Origin of the sequence: Paenibacillus eucommiae (genome assembly GCF_017874215.1) — a bacterium.
Lineage (GTDB): Bacteria > Bacillota > Bacilli > Paenibacillales > NBRC-103111 > Paenibacillus_AI > Paenibacillus_AI eucommiae.
Genome location: NZ_JAGGLB010000005.1, coordinates 46,961 through 68,273 on the forward strand (window position 1 = coordinate 46,961; position 21,313 = coordinate 68,273).

The following is a 21,313-nucleotide window of genomic DNA, read 5'->3' on the forward strand; positions in this document are numbered from 1 at the left end:
AATATCGAATGATCTTGTCATTGCCTCCCTCCGAAATTATCTATACTTGATTTGTACCACATTCATGTTAGGGGGATTGTACAATGACAGGCAAAAAATCATTAGTCATTATGCTCGGTATCCTGCTGGCCGTTACGACAGCTTGCTCAAGCCCGGGCAGCCCGGAGCCCGCGAGCCCGACAGCGGCGCCCGGGACAGTGGCGCCAGAGGCAACGGCGGACACCATATCCAAGAAGCTGGAGATCAGTTGGGTTGGACAAGGGGCCAGGGGCAAGGTCGAGGACAACAACAAGATCCAGCAGATGCTCGAAAAGAAATTCAACGTGAAGTTGAACAACCGGAAAATCGACATCCTCAGCGCCGAGCAGCGCAACCTGATGGTCGCCTCCGGCGAACTGCCGGACTACGCATACACGCTGGACGATCCGAGCAAGCTGTACCTCGACGGCGTGACCCGCAGCATCCCCAAGGATCTGATCGTCAAGTACGCTCCGAAATACGCCGCTCTGCTGGACTCCTACGGAACCGGTTTCAAGGTGAATCTAGTGCCGGGCAAGACAGATGAATTCTATGCGCTTACCGGCTACGTCGATACGACGGTAAATCAGTTCTGGGGGCAGGCTTACAGGCTTGACTGGATGGAGAAACTTGGCATCAAGCCGAAGGGTGCCTTGACGCAGCTCGGTACGTCAGGCGGGCTGGAGCGAATCTACTACACCACCGAGGCGTTCACGATCGAGGAAGAAACGAAGATGTACGAGGCGTTCGTCAACCAGGACCCGGACGGCAACAGCAAGAAGGATACGTACGGCCCGATGCTCGACTATGAAGCTCCGTCCAATACCCAGGCCACGCTTATGGGCGCGTTTGGCTTCGGTTTGGGGCAGTTTGTGGAAGAGGACGGCAAGCTGCTCAATTCGGCAATCAGCAAGAACTATAAGGATTACTTGAAGCAAATGGCCGATTGGTACAAGAAAGGCATCATCGATCCCGAATTCACTACACTCAACCTGACGAAAAGCTGGGAGAAGTACGCTACGGGTAAATATGGCGCCGCACAGGCTCTGCATATGTCGGCAGCCCTGGTTCCCTTTACGCAAACCCGTCCCCCGGGCAACCTCGTGCTGAAGGATCCGAGCGTGAAAATTTTGTTCGCGCCTCCCCCGATTGGCCCGAACGGCAAGCAAGGCGCGCCGACCAACGGAAATGGCGTAGACGGCTTCTCCTATTCGGCTGTCATCCGCAAGGATGTCTCGGACGAGAAGCTGATCCGCATCCTGCAAATGTTCGACTACATCAACCTGGATTTTGACGGAAATATGCTTACTCAGTTCGGAGAAGAAGGAATCGACTTCGCTTGGGAAGGCACGCCGAAGAAATCGGCAGCCGTTCTCCAGAAGAGCGATGCGGAACGGGAGGCGGTGGGAGTCTCTTATTACAATCACGTCATGCGTCCTGCCACAATGACGCCGATTTGGAACGATTCATACACGCTCAAGCTGTTTGAAGCTTACTGGGGCACCGAAGAAGGCCGGAAGACGGTCTACGCGAACGCCAGATACGATTACTTCAACGAGACGACATACAACGAGCTTCGCACCAAATATTCAGCCAAGCTGAAGACTATCACTGACGAGTACATGTTCAAGGCGATTACCGGTGAATTAAATATCGATTCCACGTGGGACAACTACGTGAAAAACTACTTGGACAACGGCGGCAGAGAAGTTACGGCCGAACTGGAAAAGGCGCCCAAAACCGCGGATCTGCGCAAAAAATAACGCCCGTGCTTTGATGAAAGGAGCCTGTTATGGAAACAAATTTGAAGGCGCATGCCGTGCCTCGGACCGCTGCAGACCGAGGCATTATCCGAAAAAAACTGAAGCGGATGAAAATGCTCTACTTGATGCTTCTGCTCCCCGTCGTGCATTTAGCGGTGTTTCATTATGCCCCGATGTATGGCGTATTGATCGCATTTAAGGATTATCGCCCGGGGCTGGGTATCTGGGCCAGTCCGTGGAACAACTTCGAGCATTTCCGCTCCATGCTGAACGATTTCGTCTTTTTGCGGGCGCTGCGCAATACGTTTGTCATCAGCCTGCTGCGTCTCGTATTCGGATTTACGATGCCGATTTTGTTCGCTCTACTGCTTAACGAATTGCGGACCCGCTTTTTCAAGCGGACGGTGCAGAGCATCTCGTATTTGCCCCACTTCCTGTCTTGGGTTATCGTCGCCAGCATGGTCGTGGAAATCGTGTCGCCTCAGCGTGGCGTCGTGAATTATGTCATTACCTTGTCCGGTGGGGAGCCGATCAATTTTTTATCGAGCAAATTGTTCTTCTTGCCGCTGCTTCTGATTACGGATGTGTGGAAGGAGATCGGGTGGGCCTCCATCATCTACTTGGCTTCCATCGCCTCCATCTCGCCCGAGCTCTACGAAGCGGCGGAGTCGGACGGGGCCAATCGCTTTCAGAAAATGATTTATATCACCATCCCGTCTCTCCTGCCCGTCATTACCATTTTGTTTCTCTTGCGGTTAGGGAATATTTTATCAGGCGGGTTCGATCAGATCCTGAACTTGTACAATCCGCTTGTGTACGAAGTGGCCGATATTATAGACACGTATGTATACCGTGTCGGTCTGCTCGAGGTTCGCTTCGATTATTCCGCTGCGGTCGGCTTGTTCAAAAATGTGGTGGGGGTCATCCTGCTCGTCACCGTCAATCAATTGGTTCGCAAACACAGCGACTACGGAGTGTGGTAATCATGGCCCATCCTGTTCGACCTCGCGCACGACTGCGCCCGGGCTGGTGGTTCGATACGCTGAACATCGGGTTGATGGGGCTATTCGCCCTCCTCATCCTGTACCCGTTCTGGCAGGTCATTATCCTGTCGTTCTCCACCGCTCTGGAGGCCACTTCGCTGGGCTTTCATTTCTGGCCGAAAACGTGGTCCCTGGAAGCCTACAAGTTCCTATTCTCTTATGACGCTATTACTCGGCCTTATCTGAACTCGATCCTAAGAACGGTGTCGGGGACCGCGCTGGAGCTGCTGTTTACGGTGCTGGCCGCCTACCCCCTTGCCAAGCGGGAGCTGCCATTTCGAAATACGGTGACGATGTATTTTATTATTCCGATGTTTTTCTCTGGCGGCCTGATCCCTTCTTATTTATTGATCAAAAGTTTGGGCTTGTTGGATAATTTCCTCGTTCTGATACTCCCGGGCGCCGTAGCCATCTTCAGCATCATCATCATGCGCAACTATTTGATGTCGCTCGACGTAGCGCTGGAGGAATCCGCGCTCATAGACGGCGCCGGATACTGGACGATTTTATTTCGCATCATCCTGCCCGTGTCCATGCCCGTACTGGCGACCGTCGCCCTCTGGGGCGCTGTAGGTCATTGGAATGCCTGGTTCGACGCGATGATCTATATCCGGGATCGCGATCTGACCGTCATTCAGGTCATCATGAGGGAGATGCTCACCTCGGTCAGCCAGCAATACAACGATCTGGCGCTGAGCGAAAACGCCAAGCAGGCCGAGCTGTCGCTCAGCAACGTCCGGTCCGGTATCACCCTGCTGTCCATCGGGCCGATCGTGCTGATCTATCCGTGGCTGCAAAAGTATTTTATCAAAGGCATCATGATGGGTTCGCTGAAAGGCTAAGACTCGGTCGTTGTGGCTGTCGATGAAATGGGAAACAGAAGGGGATCATCTTGATTGACAGCAGTGCGGATCCCGGAAATTACGTCGAGATCAAGCTCGATGCCTGTCGTCGATCGCCTTCTGTCCGGTGGATCTGACCGGGAACAGGTATCAAGGTAACGCCATGAACCGGGGTGAAATCGAGACTACACATCACCGATCCTCGCGTTCGCTGCTCCGCAGTGCATCGTCTGGGAGTGCGTGACGCCGCGAGAGACGATATTTTTAAGGAGGAGAAATCTGTTTTGCACATTACAACCGTATCGGAAAGCACGCCAGATTATGCCCGTAAGAGCGAGGGCGACGTGGTGGAACTAAAGGATGGCCGCTTGCTGCTGGTCTATATGGAATTCGGCAGCGAAGGAGACGATTTCGACCGGACGCAGCTGGCGGCGAAGGAATCCACGGACGGCGGGTTGACTTGGGGGCAGCATCGCGTCTTGACGGGGACCGCGCCGGAGGACGTGAACGTGTACTCGCCCAATCTGATTCGCAGCCAGGACGGCGGCATTTTGTTGATCTTCATGCGGCGGCATTCCGTGTTGCCCTTCGATAACACCTTCCACGCATGGAAATCCGATGACGAAGGCGCTACCTTCCGGCCACATGCCGTGTTCGTGGAGCGGGCGGCATACAACCTGTGCAACGCGGTCGTGAAGCGATTGAGCTCCGGGAGGCTGCTGCTGCCGACCGCCTCTCCCGTTGAGGGGGCGGCCCCGCCCGAATACAGCTTTACCATCGCCATCCTGTTGAGCGATGACGACGGCCTCACTTGGCGCGAGGCGGATCAACGCATCCATCTGCCTATGCGCGGAGCGATGGAGCCGCATGTGGAAGAGACGCGCGATGGTCGGGTGCTTATGGTCATGCGCAATCAGCTTGGTTCCCTGTTCCTGTCGGCATCGATAACGGAGGGAACTTCCTGGTCGCTGCCTCAGACGACCGGTCTGCGCACGCCGGAATCGTGTCCGGAGCTGACTCGAATACCGAGCACGGGGGATTTGCTCATGATCTGGAATAACACCGAGTACAACCCGTCCTTCCGCTCGCACTATGGCCCGCGCAACCCCCTTACCGCCGCGTTGTCCCAGGATGAAGGCAAGACATGGCGATTACTGCGCGATATCGAGAACGATGAACGCCGCGCCTACTCCAATCCCGGCTGCCGATTCACTTCCACCGGCACGGCGATTCTTAACTATTGGACGTGTGAATACCGGGAGGACTCGCGGCTGCAGGACAAGATCGATCTTCGCGTTGCCGCCATCCCTACGGAGTGGTTCTACGGAAACTAGAGGGAAGGGTAGGCGGTCGTCACCGGCGGGGAATGGCTGGATCGTCCCCTAGGGGCGATCCTTTTACAGACCGGCATATGGAAGCAAGTGGGGGAAGTTCCTCCAACAAAGACCTTCCGATCATGCAAGTTGCCGCCGGTATGGGCGGGGTGTTCGCTTCTATGGAATGGTCGGGCCTCTGGAAATAAACGTTTACGAGGGACACGGACGTGTCCGATGTGCATGTTCATGAGCTGGTAATTATCGTGAACGGGTTAACTTTGGATCAAGGGGAGGAGTTGCCGCTTCCTCCGGTCCATCACGTTTTCTATGGAGAACGGGGGGAATGCGTTTCACCAATACGTCTATGATGAAATTTGCCCGGAATTCGACGATTTGTAACCCAATACTTTTAACTGTAAACCGACCCATAGAGACAAAGAAGGTAGTGCAAAAAACCAAAACGTTCCATGGGGGCCTGGATCAAATTGAAATGCTTGTGCCAGTCCAAAACCATACAAATGATATCCCAAAAATATCATCCAATTAAATCCCATTTGACCAGGGAATATCACACCATATAAGCCTATTAATAAACCGACCGAGCTCACCAATGATACAGAGAGAAGATTTGTAAGGACAGAGCTCATTGGCTTAAGGAAAACATATCCAAGTGTTATATATCCAATTAGTGCTAGCAATATCACAACAACGAGTAAAACAGGGTGATTACCCATTGAATATAGAATACCCGTCATCATAAGGATAAGAATGTGAAATACAAATGATAGCAGGATGTTGCGACTCATTTTAAACCCCCTTAAGTCTGAATAAGCTAAGCTAATCTATCTATCTATCTATCCTTCCTTCATTCCCCCGTCCCTCACTCCTTCACTCCCGCACTCCGTTTCAAGGTCCAGCCAAGGCAGGCGGGATTAGCCTGGCAGGGAGCAGGTTCACGTATTTATCTGAAAGGTCCATCCATCCCATAATGTAGTCGTAATCGCTTCTATACATCGAGAAATCCTCCACAGGCTGCAGAGTGTCAATCGAATAGGCCGTACCGTCCTCAAAGCCTTTGCCAGGCACAAATAAAATATCATTATTGAAAAAAGAGCCTGTTGGCAAATAATAGCGCATGCCCAAAATATTGTTCTCTATGTTGAGCAGATCATGCCCAAAAGGAAGGAAGTCCTCCTCATCAAGCTGGATGCCGAGCAGGTTCGCAACCGTAGGCAGGATATCCATCTGTCCGCCGACCTGCTCCACCGTTTGGCCGCTCGTTTGTCCGGGAGTCCGGATGAGCAAAGGGATATTAAAGCGGGATAGCCGCGGGTGATAAGTAATTCCGAGAGCCTCACTCACAATTTCATGTTCATTATCCTTGAGCTGCAGCCCGAAATGATCACCATACAAGACTAGCATCGTGTTTTCCCAAAGACCTTCCGCTTTCAATTGCTCGATAAACTTGCCTAACGCATAGTCTGTATAATTAATGGAAGTTAAATAATCCTTGAGCATATTGCCTTGCAAGGAATCTGGCAGCTTGATTTGCTGGCGATCCTCTGGAATCACAAAGGGGTGGTGGCTGGATACGCTGACGAATTGCGTGTAGAATGGCTTCCCTAACTGCTGGAGATTTTTCATGACCTCGATACCTACGTTGTACAATTCTTCATCAGAGGCACCGAAGCTGTTGAAATTATCATTGTTAAAAAATTTTTTGTCATAATAGTTGGTAAAGCCGAGGGCAGGATACATCTTGTCCCGATCCCAGAAGGTAGCCGTATTTACATGAAAGGTACTGGAAACATAGTTCAGCTTATCTAGCAGCTTGGGCAGGCTTGGAAGATCGCGGTCGCTATACCCAGTTGACATGGCCACGGTCCCGGTTGGATAAATCGATGTGTTGGACATAAATTCAGCATCTGAAGTATTCCCTTGGCCAATTTGTTGATAAATATTAGGGAAATAAAAGCTTTCATCCATCAGTGCATTTATCACGGGAGTTACTTCCTGACCTTCGATTCGTAAACCAATGGGGAAATTCTGAAAGGCCTCCAGCTGGATAATGACCACGTTTTTACCTTGTTGTGAACCGAAATATTGGGGGGCTTCAGCAGCTTTTGCCAGAGATTGATAGGGGAATTGAGATTCGAAGCTTTTGATCGTCTGTTTCAACTGCTCGATGTCGCTGATTTTTGCCATGCTGCTTGCTTGTTTGGATGCCCAAATCGTTGAGACCTGGTAGCTTAAGAAGCCAAGCTCCTCAGCCTGTTTTAATTCATTAGCGATGTTGGCGCCAGCCTTAATTGACCATGCGGAATAGGCCCCAGCTGTTATCAGAAGAAGGCAAATAACGATTTTATTTATGGAATGACTGTTGAGTATGCGCAGCTGCGGTCTTCTATAAATAAGCTTCAGCAGCAAAATTAGGGCGAAATCTAAAAAGTAGACGAAGTTTATCGGCTCTATAAGTGATTTGACGCTATCGGATATTTGTCCGAGCTGATTGATATTTTTAAGCGCTGTATACGTAACTACGGCACCAAAATGGCTGTAATATACAGTCGCGGCAAGGAATATGAGAGAGGCTGCAAGATTGATGCCCCAATAAATCGCTGGCTTCATAAATTTAGGCCCAAAAAGCTCAATCAAACCGACAATAACGAGCACCGCGGCCAAGTCCGTCCCCAAGCGGTCTATAGCAACTTCTTCGAATAGAAAAGTTCTTAACACGACTAATTTAGCCCAAAGCAATAAAAGCGTATACATAAAAGGACTTCTCCACAGGACCTTCCACGGACCAATCACGCTGGGGTCACCTCCTAAAAATAGTTTATTCATTAGTTTAACCTATTTCCTCCATTATAGGGAACTATTAAAATGCGAATGGTGCCTATTACCAGATCGCCGGTCGCAGGGCAGGCTACCATTTTTTGCACAGTTTGACAGTTTCACTTGGTGAATGTTAGGGTAAAAATAAGTTTAGAAGATTTAATGAACTCAAGTTCTGGGAGGGAAATCGATGTCGGAAGTAAAGCTTGTTGTCGACTATGATGAGTATGAGAATGGGAAGAGAATAGAACAACTTATTGAAGATTTAGCGAATCAGCCGGAAGCCCGTGAATTGACCAGTCTAGTTATTGGTGAGTGGGGACAATCCTATGAAAATGATTCGAGTACGATTGTAGAAGCCCTGGTTCGTTTGAGGGATCAGTTTCCTTCCTTGCGCAAGCTTTTTATCGGTGATATGACTTATGAAGAATGTGAAGTATCCTGGATCAATCAAAGCAATTTGGCACCGCTGTTTCCCGCATTTCCAGAACTGTTGTCACTGACTATAAAAGGAAGCACTGGACTCGAGCTAATTCCTGTGCATCATGAAAAGCTGGAAGAGCTGGTCATTATTTGTGGAGGACTCGGCAAAAATGTACTAGCGGAAATTAGCAAAGGACACCTGCCACGGCTCAAGAAGCTTGAGCTTTATCTAGGCGTGGACAACTACGGTTTTGATGGCGGTTTGGAGGATGTGCTACCTTTGATAGAGGTTGGTAAATTTCCGGAGCTTACATATCTGGGTCTAAAAAATAGCGAGATACAGGATGAAATCGCGATTGCGGTGGCAGATGCGCCTATTCTCGAACAGCTCGAGACGCTTGATCTGTCCATGGGAACTTTAAGTGATACAGGAGCTGAAGCGCTGCTAGCTAGTGAAAGAGTGAAAAAGCTGAAGCATCTCGATTTGAGCCATCATTATATGACTGACCCGTTAGTCAAGCGTTGGCAGCAATCCGGTCTATCCGTGGATGTCAGCGAGCAGGAGCCTGCGGATGATGAATGGCGCTCACCGTCTATGACGGAATAACGATGCCGCCTTTTATCCTCATTGGCAATCCGGGAAACCGGCGTACAGACGGCCTGCAGCAAGCCCGGCTTAAGCTGGGTCTGGAACCGGCAATCGTTGTGTCCTATCTGGACCTGCTGCAGGGACGGGTGTCGCTGTCCGATGTGCTGTCCACAAAGGGACTGGCATCGGGGGAGCCGCCGCTGCTGCGGCTTGATGCGCCAGGTGAGAACTTCGAAGTGGAGCGTGCGCTGATCGCTCTCGGCGCACCTGATGCCGTCATCGATCCGCTGGACGAGGCTTTGCTGCCGTATGCTGCGAGGAAAGACCCGCAGCCTCTTCCGGTTGAATCTGTCATGAGGCTGGAGGAACAGGTTGGACGGATCTGGCATCCGTCCCAATGGTTCCGCGGCTATGGCCGGCTGCTTGCCCGCCTTGAGCGGGAAGCACTGCAGGGGCAAAGACTGCCGGCCGGTATGGCCGGACAGGGAATGCTGGAGAAGCTGGATAAACAGAACCGTAAGCAGGAGCAAATGGAACCGCAAGGCAAGCAGGAACAGCAGGTTCAGAAGGATCAGAGGAGCAAGTGTGAGCAAGAGGGCAAGGAAGAGCAGCGTGGTCAGCAAGCCCGCTGGCTGAATGCCCCTGCCGATATTGCAGCGATGTTCGACAAGCGGTATACACATCGGCTGCTGACGGCCGCAGGTGTGCGGGTGCCGAGGCTGCTTGCTGCACCAGAAGAGCTGAGCGACTATGAATCGCTGCATGAAGCTATGCGCGATAAGCGGATGCATCGCGTTTTCATTAAGCTCGCATGCGGTTCAGGCGCATCTGGCGTTATGGCTTATCAGATCCATCCCCGGACTGGGGCTGAAGTGGTAGTGACAACGGTGGGCGTGGAAACTTTCTTTACGCGTTCACCTATTTATTATAATGCGGGCAAATTGCGCCGTTATACAGACCGGGCTATTATTCGTCGTATTGTCAACTGGTTGTTGGCTCATGGAGCCCATGTTGAACAATGGATTGCAAAGGCTTCCTGCGGTGACAGGGCGTTTGATATCCGCCAGCTTGTCGTGTGCGGACAAGCCTGCCATAGTGTTGCGCGTGCCAGCCGCACGCCGATCACGAATCTGCATCTGCGCAGCAAACGGATGCTGCCAGCTGAAACGGGACTTCCCGAATCAGCGCTTTTGGCTATCCGTGGAATCGCCGAGCAGGCTATGGCAGTCTTCCCCAGATCGGCCGTTGCCGGGATCGATGTGCTGGTCCGTTCGGGCGATCTGCTTCCATATATCGCCGAGCTTAATCCGTTCGGCGATTTGCTGTACAACATAGAGTACCAAGGCTTCAGCCCCTATGAATGGGAGATGGAGCAGTTGATTGTGGAAGGTTTACATGAAGCTCGTTAACAACCACTAGACGATGGAATATAGAATTAAAATATACTATGAAATATGGCTCAACCTAATAATCAGTGCTTGACAGTCAAGCTAACATTCGATGGCGGTTAAATGCTACGAAAATACCAGCTTTATAGCTGCCCGGTACTTGTCATAGCTATTTTCATATCGGCGAGGGTAACACGTGAGCTAATGGTCACCGCAGTCCGTTAGAAGTGGAAATGCAGCGAAATGAGATTGTAACGGTCACGGATGTCTAAACTTGACCCACAACGCTTCCAGAAAAATGGGATTTCATATTAGCTCCATATGAGCGTTGTTCAAGAGCGGAAAATATACTATTTTACCAATATATGATGAAATTTGATCTCTCCTCGTAGAGCCCCAGCTCTATTTTCTGTAAAAGAGCCGCTTTCATGTCGGGGATCCGCGGCAAGCCATAGCTGTTTTTAGTAATTTTGTTCGTTCCAAGTGCTTTTAAAAGGGAAAAATTATTATTATTGGGTTCATTTAGATATTTTTTTATTTATATAAAATCAACTTAATTTCCAATATTTGATGTTTCCATAAAATTGGAAGCATAGTGGGTCAAGTTTAGTCACGGATGTCCCTTACAGGCTGAAAAAGGGGCGATTGTGGGGAAAACCGCCTTCTAATGGTCGCGGATGTCCATTAGAATCGTGAATAGGTAAAAATCAGCCTCTAAAGGTCAGCGGTGACCGTTAGAGACAGGTCCTTTCCGTATCTGGAAGATATCTTCCTTCGTTGTGATATCGGTCTATTCCTCTTTTGTTGTTGGGTAGGACTTTCAACCGTACAGGATTGGCAGATGTTTTTCCAGTTTTAGCTATCCATTCATTTGTCAAGCACTGATTGTGGTGTTGAGCCTGAAATATAGGATGAAAGATGAGGCATTTAGATTAATCAATAAAGGGTTATTTCCAAATATTTCATCCCATTTACTTCAAATACGCTCAAATTAAGAGGCCAAGCTGCCATGTGGGGTAAAAAGATGCATATACACATCTTTTAGCTTAATGATCCCGATAAAGAAAATTACTGCAAAAATACAGGGTTTCATCCGTCTTTTGCCCGTTTCGGAGGTTTAAGCCCTAAATTCCTGCACAATCTCCAATTGTAGGAATTCTCGCTAAATAACCGATTTTGGGTGAAAAATCCTGCACAAACGCAGCTTTTTTACCATCAGTGGGCGGGGACGTCTCTATTTTATTACCAATAATCGGATGATAGACGGGCGGGCTTGATGAAAGTTTCTAGTAAGACCTGAGTGGGGATGATTAAGCAAGGATTTGGCAAGGATTAAGCAAGGAATGAGCAAAGATTGAATATGGATTGCAACGAGGATTTGAGCAAGAATTGAGCAAGAACTGAGCAAGAACTGAGTAAGGATGGAACTCGATGACTGATATGAACTTGATTGTCGGATCACACGATATTGTAATGATAACGCTCGATACGCTGCGTTACGATGCAGCGGTTCTGGAGGAAGCAAATTGTCCTAATCTGTGCGGCGATGGGCCTTGGGAGAAGCGCCACACACCCGGGAGTTTTACATATGCTGCGCATCACGCTTTCTTTGGTGGGTTTCTGCCGACACCGGCAACAACGGATAAAGAGAATCACATCCGTCTGTTTCATTCCAGGAACACGGGGCTGAAGACACATCCCCATACATGGTTGTTCGACACGCCAGACATGGTAAGCGGTCTGCAGGCGGAAGGCTACCGGACTATTTGTGTTGGCGGCGTTATTTTTTTTACGAAGAAGGTGGCTCTTGCCAAGGTGCTTCCGGGTTACTTTCAGGAGAGTTACTGGCGCATGACCTTCGGGGTAACGAACCCCCGCTCGACCGAGCATCAGGTCAATCACACGCTAAAGCTGCTGGAACGGGCCGATCCGGAGGAGCGGTTGTTTCTTTTTCTTAATGTATCTGCGATCCATGGCCCGAATCATTACTTTGTACCGGGAGCCCGCAAGGATTCAGTAGACAGCCAGCGGGCTGCACTGCGTTATGTGGACGGTCAGCTGGGACGTTTGTTTGAAGCGCTGAGGGCGCGGAAGCGGCCAGCGTTCTGTCTGGCGTTCTCAGACCATGGGACTGCTTACGGCGAAGATGGATATGAGGGGCATAGGCTCGCTCATGAAGTGGTCTGGAATGTGCCTTACCGTGAGTTTCTGTTATAGATCTGCAATTCGAATAGAAACTCAAGAGTAACTCACCAGAATCTCAGTAGTCTATCAGTAGTATCAATAGTTTCAGTAATTTCAGTAGTAACTTAGCAGTAACTCAAAAGTAACTCAACTGTTGACTAGCAAGATGAGAAAGGAAGTGATCCTAACGTGTCTGTAACCTCTTCGAGATCCACGACAGCGGCTCACCTGAACCCGGAGGAGCTTCTTGAGCTCCAACAATGGAAAGATCAACTGACTGCTGATCCATACCGCTCTTATCTGTATTCTTATCCGCACAAAACAGCCTACCGCGATCTGGAGCCGAAGCTGCCGCTGCAGGAACTTTGGCGGAATGAGCCTGCAGAATCATTTTTCCTGTATATGCATATCCCATTTTGCGGAGCCCGGTGTGGATTCTGCAATTTGTTCACGCTGCCCGACAAGCGTGCTGATGTGCACGAGCAGTATGTGGATGCATTGGAGCGGCAGGCGAAGCAGTGGGCTCCTTATGTAGGCCACAAGCCGTTTGCCCGTTTTGCCATCGGGGGAGGAACGCCGACGCTGCTTGCGCCCAAGCAGTTGAGCCGCCTCTTTGATATTGCTGAAGGGACGATGGGTTTTGATCCGCAGAAGGCGTCCATCTCGGTCGAAACGTCGCCAGAGACGATAACCAGTGAACGGCTCGGCATTCTTAAGCAGCGGCGCGTCGACCGTGTGAGCATGGGCATCCAGAGCTTCGTAGAGGCGGAAGCAGCTGCAATATACCGGCCGCAGCAGCCGGATGAGGTTGAGCGTGCGCTTGAGCTTTTGCAGAAATTCGACTTTCCGCTGCTTAATCTGGATTTGATTTATGGTCTGCCGGGACAGACTGTCAGCTCCTGGCTGTATTCGTTAGAACGTGCGCTTGCCCATAATCCTGGCGAGTTGTTCATTTATCCGCTCTATACGCGGGAGCATACGATCGTGAAGCCTGATACGATCCGCCAATTAGGCACGGATCTGCGTTTGGAGTGCTACCGGGCAGCCCGCGAGCTTCTGCACAGCAGAGGATATCGCCAATACTCGATGCGCCGCTTTGCCAAGGAAAGTCCGATTACAGGCAAGGATATTTTGTCATACAGTTGCCAGGAGGAAGGGATGGTCGGGCTGGGCTGTGGAGCCCGCTCGTATACACGCAGTGTCCATTACGCTTCTCGTTACGGAGTGAGCCGCAAGGCAACCGAGAGCATCCTCGCCGATTATGTTGCGACGGAGCATTATAACACCGCCGATTACGGCTTTATTTTATCTGAGGATGAGCAGAAGCTGAGGTTTGTTGTGAAGGCGATTTTGCACCAGGAAGGTCTGGATGCGGCTGCCTATCTGGAACGATTCGGTGTCCGCCTTCAAGAGGACCAGCCGCAGCTGAGAAGGCTGACGGATGGCGGTCTGGCCGTGGAGCATGAAGGTGTGCTCCGGCTCACGGAAGAGGGAATGGCCTATTCCGACAGCATCGGAGATTGGCTGATTTCTCCTGAAGTGAGAGAACGCATGGAAAGCTATGTGCTGTCATGAAAGCCTCCCTGTACTATAGAGGCAGTCTGTCTTCCTGCAATTACGACTGTCCTTACTGCCCATTCAGCAAAACAAAGGATAGCGCCGAAACTCTTGCAAAAGATAGGGAGCAGCTGCGGACTTTCGTTGAATGGGTGCAGGAACAGGCGCATGATGGACATCGGTTGTCTGTTTTTTTCAATCCTTATGGGGAAGGGCTAACCCACCGCTGGTACCGGGAGGCCATTACGCAGTTATCTCATATGGAGCATGTGGAGAAAGTGGCCATCCAGACCAATCTGTCGGCCAATCTCGATTGGACGCAGGATATTGACAGAAGCAAAACAGCATTTTGGGCGACTTATCATCCCGAACAGACGAAAGAAGCGAGATTCCTCGCGCAGTGCGATGATCTGTATCGCAGGAGTATTGCGTTCAGTGTCGGTACGGTAGGACTTCGCGGCGCCTTTGGAGCCATCGAATCGCTTCGCAGGCTGCTTCCGCAGGATGTGTATCTGTGGGTTAATGCCTTTAAAGATAAGCCCAATTATTATACGGCTGATGAGGTTGCTTTTTTGCGGGGTATTGATCCGCTTTTCGAATGGAACTTAACGGATTACGACAGCCGTGGCCAAAGCTGCAGAGCAGGTGAGCAGGTTTTCTACGTTCAGGGAGCAGGGCTGGTAAAGCGCTGCTATAAGGACAGGCAGGTCATAGGGAACCTTTACCGCGACGGTCTGGCGGGGTTGTCTGCGAAGCGCCCTTGCCGCATGGAGCATTGTGGCTGCTACATCGGCTATATTCATATGCCGCAGCTCCCTTTTCAAGATATGTACGGCAGTGGTTTGCTTGAGCGGATTCCTCTTCGTGGTGCAGGTTCCGCAGATATAGGTTCCGCAAATATAGGTTTCACGGATACAGGCTCCGAAAATGCAATTTGAATATGTTGAGCAAAGGAGATTATGATGAGCAGCGCAGATCCATATCGTTTTCAAGTTAATTTAAGCGGCATGATTGATATTCTATCGAACCATTTGTACAGCAGTCCGAAGGTGTTTCTCCGCGAGCTTATGCAGAATGCCACGGATGCCATTACAGCAAGGCGTAAGCTGGAGACGGGACACAAAGGCAGCGTGATGGTCGAGCTATCGGGGGATGGCAGCAGTGCGACCATGACGGTAGAAGACAATGGCATCGGTCTGACAGAGGAAGAAATTCATGAATTTTTGGCGATGATCGGTCAGTCCTCCAAAAGGGATTCTGACAGCCTGGCTGCGGAAACCTCCTTTATTGGCCGTTTCGGTATTGGTCTGCTTTCCTGCTTCATGGTTAGTGATGAGATTATTATGCTGACGCAATCTGCCAAAGGCGGCCCTGCGATGGAATGGCGGGGGAAGCCGGATGGCACCTACACGATTCGCAAGCTGGAAACGAAGCTCTCGCCCGGTACGAAGGTATATTTGCGCTGCAAGCCTGAGGCGGAAATGTATTTCGAGCCTGATGAGGTTGGCGAAAAGCTGTTCTATTATGGGGCGCTGCTGCCCTACCCCATAACGCTTCGCACAAGCGATAGCAGCAGGGTTATTAACGCTGAGCTGCCCGTCTGGATCGAAGAGCCTGGGCTGGCGCGCAGCCGCAGACAGGAGGTGCTGCAGTTCGGCCAGCGGCTTCTTGGTGAACAGTTCGGCGACTTTATCCCGCTGCGTACCGCTTCGGGGCGAACTGGGGGCATTGCCTATATTTTGCCTCATGCCGTCAACCTGAATGCCCGCCGCTCGAACAGGGTGTACCTCAAGCAGATGCTGGTGTCGGAGAAAGCCGAAAATGTCCTGCCGGAATGGGCTTTTTTCGTAAAATGCCTGATCTGGACCGATGAGCTACAGCCTACGGCTTCGCGTGAGCATTTCTATGAAAATGAGCGTCTTGAGCAGATTCGCGAAGAATTAGGAGACTCGATCCGTGACGAGCTGCTGCGGATGGCAGAATATGACCCCGACCGCCTTCAGGCAATCATCCGGCTTCATGCTCTTTCTATGAAGGCGCTGGCTGTCGAGGACGATGCGTTCTTCGGACTGATCTACCGGTGGCTGCCCTTCGAGAGTACATACGGATCCATGGAACTGGGGGCGCTCGTGCGTGAAGGGCAAAAAATATACTATACCTTTACTGTGGATGAATATCGGCAAATCACTCATGTTGCTGCAGCCCAGTCCCTGTTAGTCGTAAATGGCGGCTATATTTATGACGGGGCCTTGTTAAGCATTCTGCCTCAAGTATGTCCGGAGGCGGATACCGAGCTGCTGTCCGTTGATGACATATCGCTGTCTTTCGTGGAGCTAAGCTCCGTAGAGCGGAATCGGTATTATGATTTCCTTCGCATGGCTGACAGTGTCCTTCAACGTTTCCGCTGTCATGTGGAGCTGAAGCGGTTCAAGCCCGCCGAACTGCCGGCACTTTACACTTTATCGAAGGAATCGGCGGCTTTACGCTCACTGGAAGCGGCAGAGGAGAAAAGCACGGAGCTGCTGTCCTCCGTCCTCAAAAATTTATCCGCCAGCTTAAATGAAGCGGCTTATGCCAAGCTGTACTTCAATCTGGATAATCCGATGATTGCTAGAATTGCCGACTCTTCGGATAAGGTCATGCTGCCTATTGCCATTGAGATGCTGTATGTCAATGCGCTGATGATGGGACATTACCCGATGAGCAGGGAGGAACTGGCCGTTCTGAATAAAGGCATTGTCAGGTTTATAGACTGGGGCTTGGCCAAAAGTGCGCAGACCGGAGGGGATGACCAATGATTTCAGATTTTGAGAGGCTTATGGATGAAGCCTATGGTTTGCCGGCAGGCGAGTCCAAGCTTGCTGTGCTGGAGGAAGCCGCAAGAATTGCTGACGCTCTGGGAAATATGGAGCAGGGCTATGAAGCCCGTACTGAAATTGTGGAGACGGCCATCTTCAATGGATTCCCGTTAAAGGCATTAGTAGCCTTCTCCTGGCAGCTGGGCCAATATGATAAGAATCCTGAGAATGATAGCTTCGACAGCTCTTCACTGCTATGGTCCTACAAATGGATTCTAAGTAAATCGACATGCTTTCCGGATATTACGAGGAATCAAATTGAGGAGCTGCTGGAGGATTTCCGCAAGCGTTACCGGAAGCATGGCTACAGCGACCGGACTTATTATTATTACCGGTTCCGTATAGCGATGGACACTGGATATCTTGACGAGGCAGCGAGCCACTATGCCGTTTTCAGTGCGACAGACCGGGATTATATGAGTGACTGCGAGGCTTGTGAGCAGAATCAGATCGTCAGATATATGGTTCTTCTGGGGGAGGACGAGCATGCCTTGAAAATGGCTGCGCCGATTCTTTCGGGCAAAATGAGCTGCGCCGAGGTTCCCCATGTCACTTTGTCCAAGGTGCTGCTGCCCCTTCACCACCTGGGAAGGGAAGAAGAAGCGAAGAATAGCCAGCGTAAGGGCTATCGGCTGATTAAGGGCAATCGTGATTTCCTGGTCAATGTGGCTGAACATATCGCCTATTTAAGCTTGACAAGTCCGCTGAAGGGACTTGAGCTTCTGGAGAAGCATATGGCTGAAGCACTCGATCACGAGGACCCGCTTGACCAAATGCTGTTCCACCTTCAAGCGGCGGCACTGCTTAAGCAATTGGCCGCACAATCGGCAGAAAAGGCACAAAAAGCAGGAGCTGCGGCCTCCCGGCTGCGGCTTCCTGCCCGCCACCCTCTGCAGGGCGAAGAGGTGGACTTCAGCAGGCTTGCTGTCCATTATGGAAAACTCGCCGCAGCGGCAGCGGAACGCTTCGACCGCCGCAATGGCAACCAGTATTATTTCAAGCAGGTTCAAGCGGCAGGAATCGGCGGATAGCGGATACTCCTATAACAGCAGCCCCGGCGAGCGGATCCTGGCTCCGAAGCCGGGGCATGTTTATTTGTTGCGGGCTTATGCGTACATGGGTCCAGACTAGATCTGAAGCGATTCTCACATTACCTGGCCGCGAGCCTCGCTGGGACACATCCCCTCCAGTTTTTTAAAAACTCTGCTGAAATACAACTGGTCCCCGAACCCCACCATCAACGAAATTTGGCGGATCGTCAAATTGGTATACCGGAGCAGCTCCTTGGCTTTAAGCAGTCTGAATCTGATCAGATAATCCTTTGGCGTGGAGCCAGTCCGCTGTTTGAAGGTTTGAATATAGCGGCTAACGCACAGCCCTGCAAGATCGGAAAGCTCAGGTACGGTGATGGGTTTATGGTAATTGGTGTGGATATAGCTGATCGACAGGTCCAGCCTATTGCTGCTTTCAAGCTGCTTGCCGGTAAATCCGGATTGTAGATAATAACGCGACAGCAAGGTAAGAATCTGGATCATCAGAGAGGCGATATTTAAGTCATAACCCCTCCTTTGGGCTTGTATTTCGTTCTGAGCCATCCTCGACAAGAGGGAATATTCCTCCATTTGCCCGGTATAATAAATATTTTGGCCGGCTATGCCCAGCCTCTCCAGAACCTCTTCAACACCATACCCTGTAAAGTGTATCCAGTAGCTTTCAATCGGCTGCTCATCACTTAATTGATACAGCTGCTCTTCTCCAGGGCGATAAATGACTGCTGTTCCGCTGCCCACCTCATGATCGGTTCCTTCTGCCCGCACGATGGCTTTTCCTATATGGTTGTAAATTAATAAGTAATCCTTTCTTCCTTTTTTCCGATATCTTTCGTATTTCGCTTTTTCGAGTTTATAGTAACCAAGACAGTTGACTTGCAGAAATTCGGTCGTGCTTGCCGTACCGGCTTCATCAACCTCGGGAATGTGATACGCGGAATCATGCATGGCTGAGCTCCTCATTATCAAATTATCAGATTATCAATTTATCCATATAAATGCGTTATAAATGACTATTCTTGAACGGAATTATAGACTAATATTAAAAAAAAGTACATGTTAAAAGAATGGATGGGAGCTGACGGCGTGAACGTTTACAATTCGGTTATGAGCATAGAAGGCACTGGTCTTGACGGGGATAATCCGCTTCCGAAATTCCGGAGCAGGCAGCGGCATCGTGAGGTTCCGGAGAACGGAAGTCTCTCGGCAGAGCAAAAGGAAAAGCTGGGCTATGAAACAGGGGACCGTTATTTGCCTTACAGGATTCAGGACAGATACACACGGGATAAAAAAGTGATGCAGCTAAAAACGGTCATACTGGAAAATGACATCCTGCAGGCTGTTTTCCTGCCCGAATATGGAGGCAGACTGTACTCCCTCAAAGATAAGCGGACGGATCGTGAGGTGCTGTACAAAAATCCGGTTTTTCAGCCCGCCAATCTTGCGATTCTGAATGCATGGTTTTCCGGAGGGATTGAATGGAATATTGGGCAGCTCGGCCATACATTTACAACCTGCGCTCCGCTGCATGCAGCGAAGCTTGCAGATGACGAGGGGAATGCATTCCTGAGGTTTTATGATTATGAGCGATGCAAGAACGTATTCTGGCAGCTGGATATTCATTTGCCGGCAGGCTCGGAGCATCTGCAGGTCTATGTCCGGATCATCAACGATCAGGCACAGTCCGTTCCTATGTACTGGTGGACGAATATCGCGGTGGACGAGACGGAACACTCTCGTGTGTTCGCCTCTACGAGTGAAGTGATCTATATCGACCATGCCGCCAAGGGATTTGGTTCGGGGGAGATGCCATATTTGCCGACAGTACCTGATGCAGATGTGTCCTATCCGATGAATTTTCCTTTTGCTAATGAATATTTTTTTCAGAGTCCTGAAGCTTGCAGATCTCCTTGGGAAGCGGTTTCGTATGAGGACGGCAGATTAGTGTATGAACGCTCGACCTCACTTTTGCGGTACCGCAAAATGTTCTGCTGGGGCAGCCATGCAGGCGGCCGGCGCTGGTGTGACTTCCTGGCTAAGCCGGGTGAAGGCAACTATGTTGAAATTCAGGGCGGATTTGCGCCTACACAGCTGCATGGTCTTGATCAGCCTGCTAATACCGAATGGGATTTTACGCAGATTTTTGGCGTCACCGATGTGGATGCAGCTAAAGCTGGCGGGAACGATTGGGCAGCTGCCCGGGATTACATCGAAGCTCAAGTGGAGGATAAACTCCATGAGGATGAGGTGTACAGGATACACGACAAGCTGCAAAGCTTGGCTGACCGGCAGCCCGAGCAGCAGCTGCACACTGGCTCAGGCTGGGGTGCATTAGAGAGACGCCGCCGGGAAAAGGCAGAAGGCCGGACAACGCCGCAGGGCTTTGTTTTTGCTGATGCAAGTCTGGGCGCTGCTCAGCAGCCTTGGTTAGGGCTGCTTGAGACTGGAAGCTTGCCGGCTGCTGCTGTTGATGATATTCCGGCCTCATGGATGGTGCAGGAGGAATGGCTCGAATTGCTGCAGGCCAGTCTGTCCGCTGAGGCACATGCATCGTGGGATGCCTATATGCATCTCGGCGTCATGCTGTATGAGAAAGGGCAGGAAGATCAGGCCGTTGAAGCATGGGAGCATTCCCTGATGCTTCAGCCTTCTGCCTGGGTGTACCGCAATTTGGCCGAGGTGATGAAGCATAGAGGGGACATGGATGCCGCCTTCGCTCGTCTGGAACAGGCCTACCTTGTTTCCGGCAGCTTCCCGGACAGAGCGTTTGCGGAGGAATACCTGGAGCTGTTGATCCGAAATGGTCAGTATGTAAAAGCCTGGGATGTATACGAATCGCTTCCGGAATCTTTTTCCGCTAGCGACCGGCTGCAAATCATCGTTGGGCAGGCGGCACTGCATTTGAACAAGCTGGACTTCCTGGAAAAGCTGTTCGCTACAGAGTTCGCCGTAATCCGCGAAGGCGAGCTGTCGATTGTTGATATGTGGTACCAATACAATGCCAGGAAGCTGGCTGCAGCAGAAAACCGGGAGCTAAGCGAGGAGCTTAAAGCGGAAGCGGTTAAACGGTTCCCGCCGCCTCAGCATATAGACTTTAGAATGAGCTAGTTAATGGAGTGGAGTCGTCATCAGGTTGCAGCGAGTCAACGAGAGAGATCTGATGACGTTGTTGCAGCAGGTCAGGTCCCTGATGATCGGTGCGGATAAGAAGAGACTGTCGATTAAACTGCTAGCAGCACATTGGATTTTGATTTGAATTAGCCACAATGCGAACTAATCTTCGCGTTGTGGTTTTTTTCAACGTCGCGGATTCCAAAAAGGTTATCTAGTGCCGAATGATTGTATAATTATATCCATATATTGGACGGAATTTACTGGTGTTTGCTCCGTATGAAAATTCCACTGGCAACGATCCGAACAGATAATGCGATTACTAGGCTAAGGCAAC

At 50.6% G+C, this 21,313-nt stretch carries 15 protein-coding genes; 12 read left to right on the forward strand and 3 right to left on the reverse strand.

Features of this window, described 5'->3' with window-relative positions:
• Nucleotides 1-83 precede the first annotated feature (83 nt).
• From J2Z66_RS09805 to J2Z66_RS09820, 4 genes are all read left to right on the forward strand, one after another.
• Entirely contained in the window at nt 84-1,781 is a 1,698-nt protein-coding gene (locus J2Z66_RS09805) for a type 2 periplasmic-binding domain-containing protein (protein ID WP_209971214.1), read from the forward strand.
• Nucleotides 1,782-1,810: 29 nt separating this feature from the next.
• On the forward strand, nt 1,811-2,764 hold the full coding sequence (locus tag J2Z66_RS09810) for an ABC transporter permease (protein WP_209971215.1): 954 nt from the start codon (nt 1,811-1,813) through the stop codon (nt 2,762-2,764).
• Nucleotides 2,765-2,766: 2 nt separating this feature from the next.
• On the forward strand, nt 2,767-3,666 hold the full coding sequence (locus J2Z66_RS09815) for a carbohydrate ABC transporter permease (protein WP_209971216.1): 900 nt from the start codon (nt 2,767-2,769) through the stop codon (nt 3,664-3,666).
• 284 nt (nt 3,667-3,950) lie between these two features.
• On the forward strand, nt 3,951-5,000 hold the full coding sequence (locus tag J2Z66_RS09820) for a sialidase family protein (protein ID WP_209971217.1): 1,050 nt from the start codon (nt 3,951-3,953) through the stop codon (nt 4,998-5,000).
• Nucleotides 5,001-5,344: 344 nt separating this feature from the next.
• Here J2Z66_RS09820 and J2Z66_RS09825 read toward each other — a convergent pair whose 3' ends face one another.
• Complete coding sequence (locus J2Z66_RS09825; protein ID WP_209971218.1) at nt 5,345-5,788, reverse strand: hypothetical protein; 444 nt, start codon at nt 5,786-5,788, stop codon at nt 5,345-5,347.
• A gap of 100 nt (nt 5,789-5,888) precedes the next feature.
• Complete coding sequence (locus J2Z66_RS09830) at nt 5,889-7,793, reverse strand: LTA synthase family protein (RefSeq protein ID WP_312894476.1); 1,905 nt, start codon at nt 7,791-7,793, stop codon at nt 5,889-5,891.
• A gap of 214 nt (nt 7,794-8,007) precedes the next feature.
• Between J2Z66_RS09830 and J2Z66_RS09835 the strand changes: the two genes are divergently transcribed.
• The 7 genes from J2Z66_RS09835 (at nt 8,008) to J2Z66_RS09865 (ending at nt 17,847) form a co-directional block, all read left to right on the forward strand.
• Nucleotides 8,008-8,847, forward strand: coding sequence for an STM4015 family protein (locus tag J2Z66_RS09835; RefSeq protein WP_209971220.1), 840 nt, complete (start codon nt 8,008-8,010; stop codon nt 8,845-8,847).
• Nucleotides 8,820-10,238, forward strand: a complete 1,419-nt coding sequence (locus tag J2Z66_RS09840) for an STM4014 family protein (RefSeq protein WP_245375424.1) — start codon at nt 8,820-8,822, stop codon at nt 10,236-10,238. The genes J2Z66_RS09835 and J2Z66_RS09840 overlap by 28 nt, the downstream gene beginning before the upstream one ends.
• 1,410 nt (nt 10,239-11,648) lie before the next feature.
• The gene (locus J2Z66_RS09845; protein ID WP_209971221.1) at nt 11,649-12,434 is read left to right on the forward strand and encodes an STM4013/SEN3800 family hydrolase; all 786 of its coding nucleotides are present in this window, start codon (nt 11,649-11,651) and stop codon (nt 12,432-12,434) included.
• 195 nt (nt 12,435-12,629) lie between these two features.
• On the forward strand, nt 12,630-13,976 hold the full coding sequence (locus tag J2Z66_RS09850; RefSeq protein WP_245375441.1) for an STM4012 family radical SAM protein: 1,347 nt from the start codon (nt 12,630-12,632) through the stop codon (nt 13,974-13,976).
• Nucleotides 13,973-14,896 (forward strand): STM4011 family radical SAM protein, encoded by a 924-nt coding sequence (locus J2Z66_RS09855; RefSeq protein ID WP_209971223.1) that lies wholly within the window; start codon nt 13,973-13,975, stop codon nt 14,894-14,896. Before J2Z66_RS09850 ends, J2Z66_RS09855 begins: the two co-directional genes overlap by 4 nt.
• Before the next feature lie 24 nt (nt 14,897-14,920).
• Nucleotides 14,921-16,756 carry an HSP90 family protein gene (locus J2Z66_RS09860; RefSeq protein WP_209971420.1) on the forward strand — a complete coding sequence of 612 codons (1,836 nt, stop codon included), beginning with the start codon at nt 14,921-14,923 and terminating at the stop codon, nt 16,754-16,756.
• The gene (locus tag J2Z66_RS09865; RefSeq protein WP_209971224.1) at nt 16,753-17,847 is read left to right on the forward strand and encodes a hypothetical protein; all 1,095 of its coding nucleotides are present in this window, start codon (nt 16,753-16,755) and stop codon (nt 17,845-17,847) included. Before J2Z66_RS09860 ends, J2Z66_RS09865 begins: the two co-directional genes overlap by 4 nt.
• Before the next feature lie 114 nt (nt 17,848-17,961).
• On the opposite strand, the gene J2Z66_RS09870 is transcribed toward J2Z66_RS09865, so the two are convergent.
• Complete coding sequence (locus J2Z66_RS09870; RefSeq protein ID WP_209971225.1) at nt 17,962-18,813, reverse strand: helix-turn-helix transcriptional regulator; 852 nt, start codon at nt 18,811-18,813, stop codon at nt 17,962-17,964.
• Nucleotides 18,814-18,951: 138 nt separating this feature from the next.
• On the opposite strand from J2Z66_RS09870, the gene J2Z66_RS09875 reads away from it, so the two are divergent.
• A complete protein-coding gene (locus J2Z66_RS09875; RefSeq protein ID WP_209971226.1) occupies nt 18,952-20,973 on the forward strand; it encodes a DUF5107 domain-containing protein in 2,022 nt (673 codons plus the stop codon).
• The last annotated feature ends 340 nt before the right edge of the window (nt 20,974-21,313 follow it).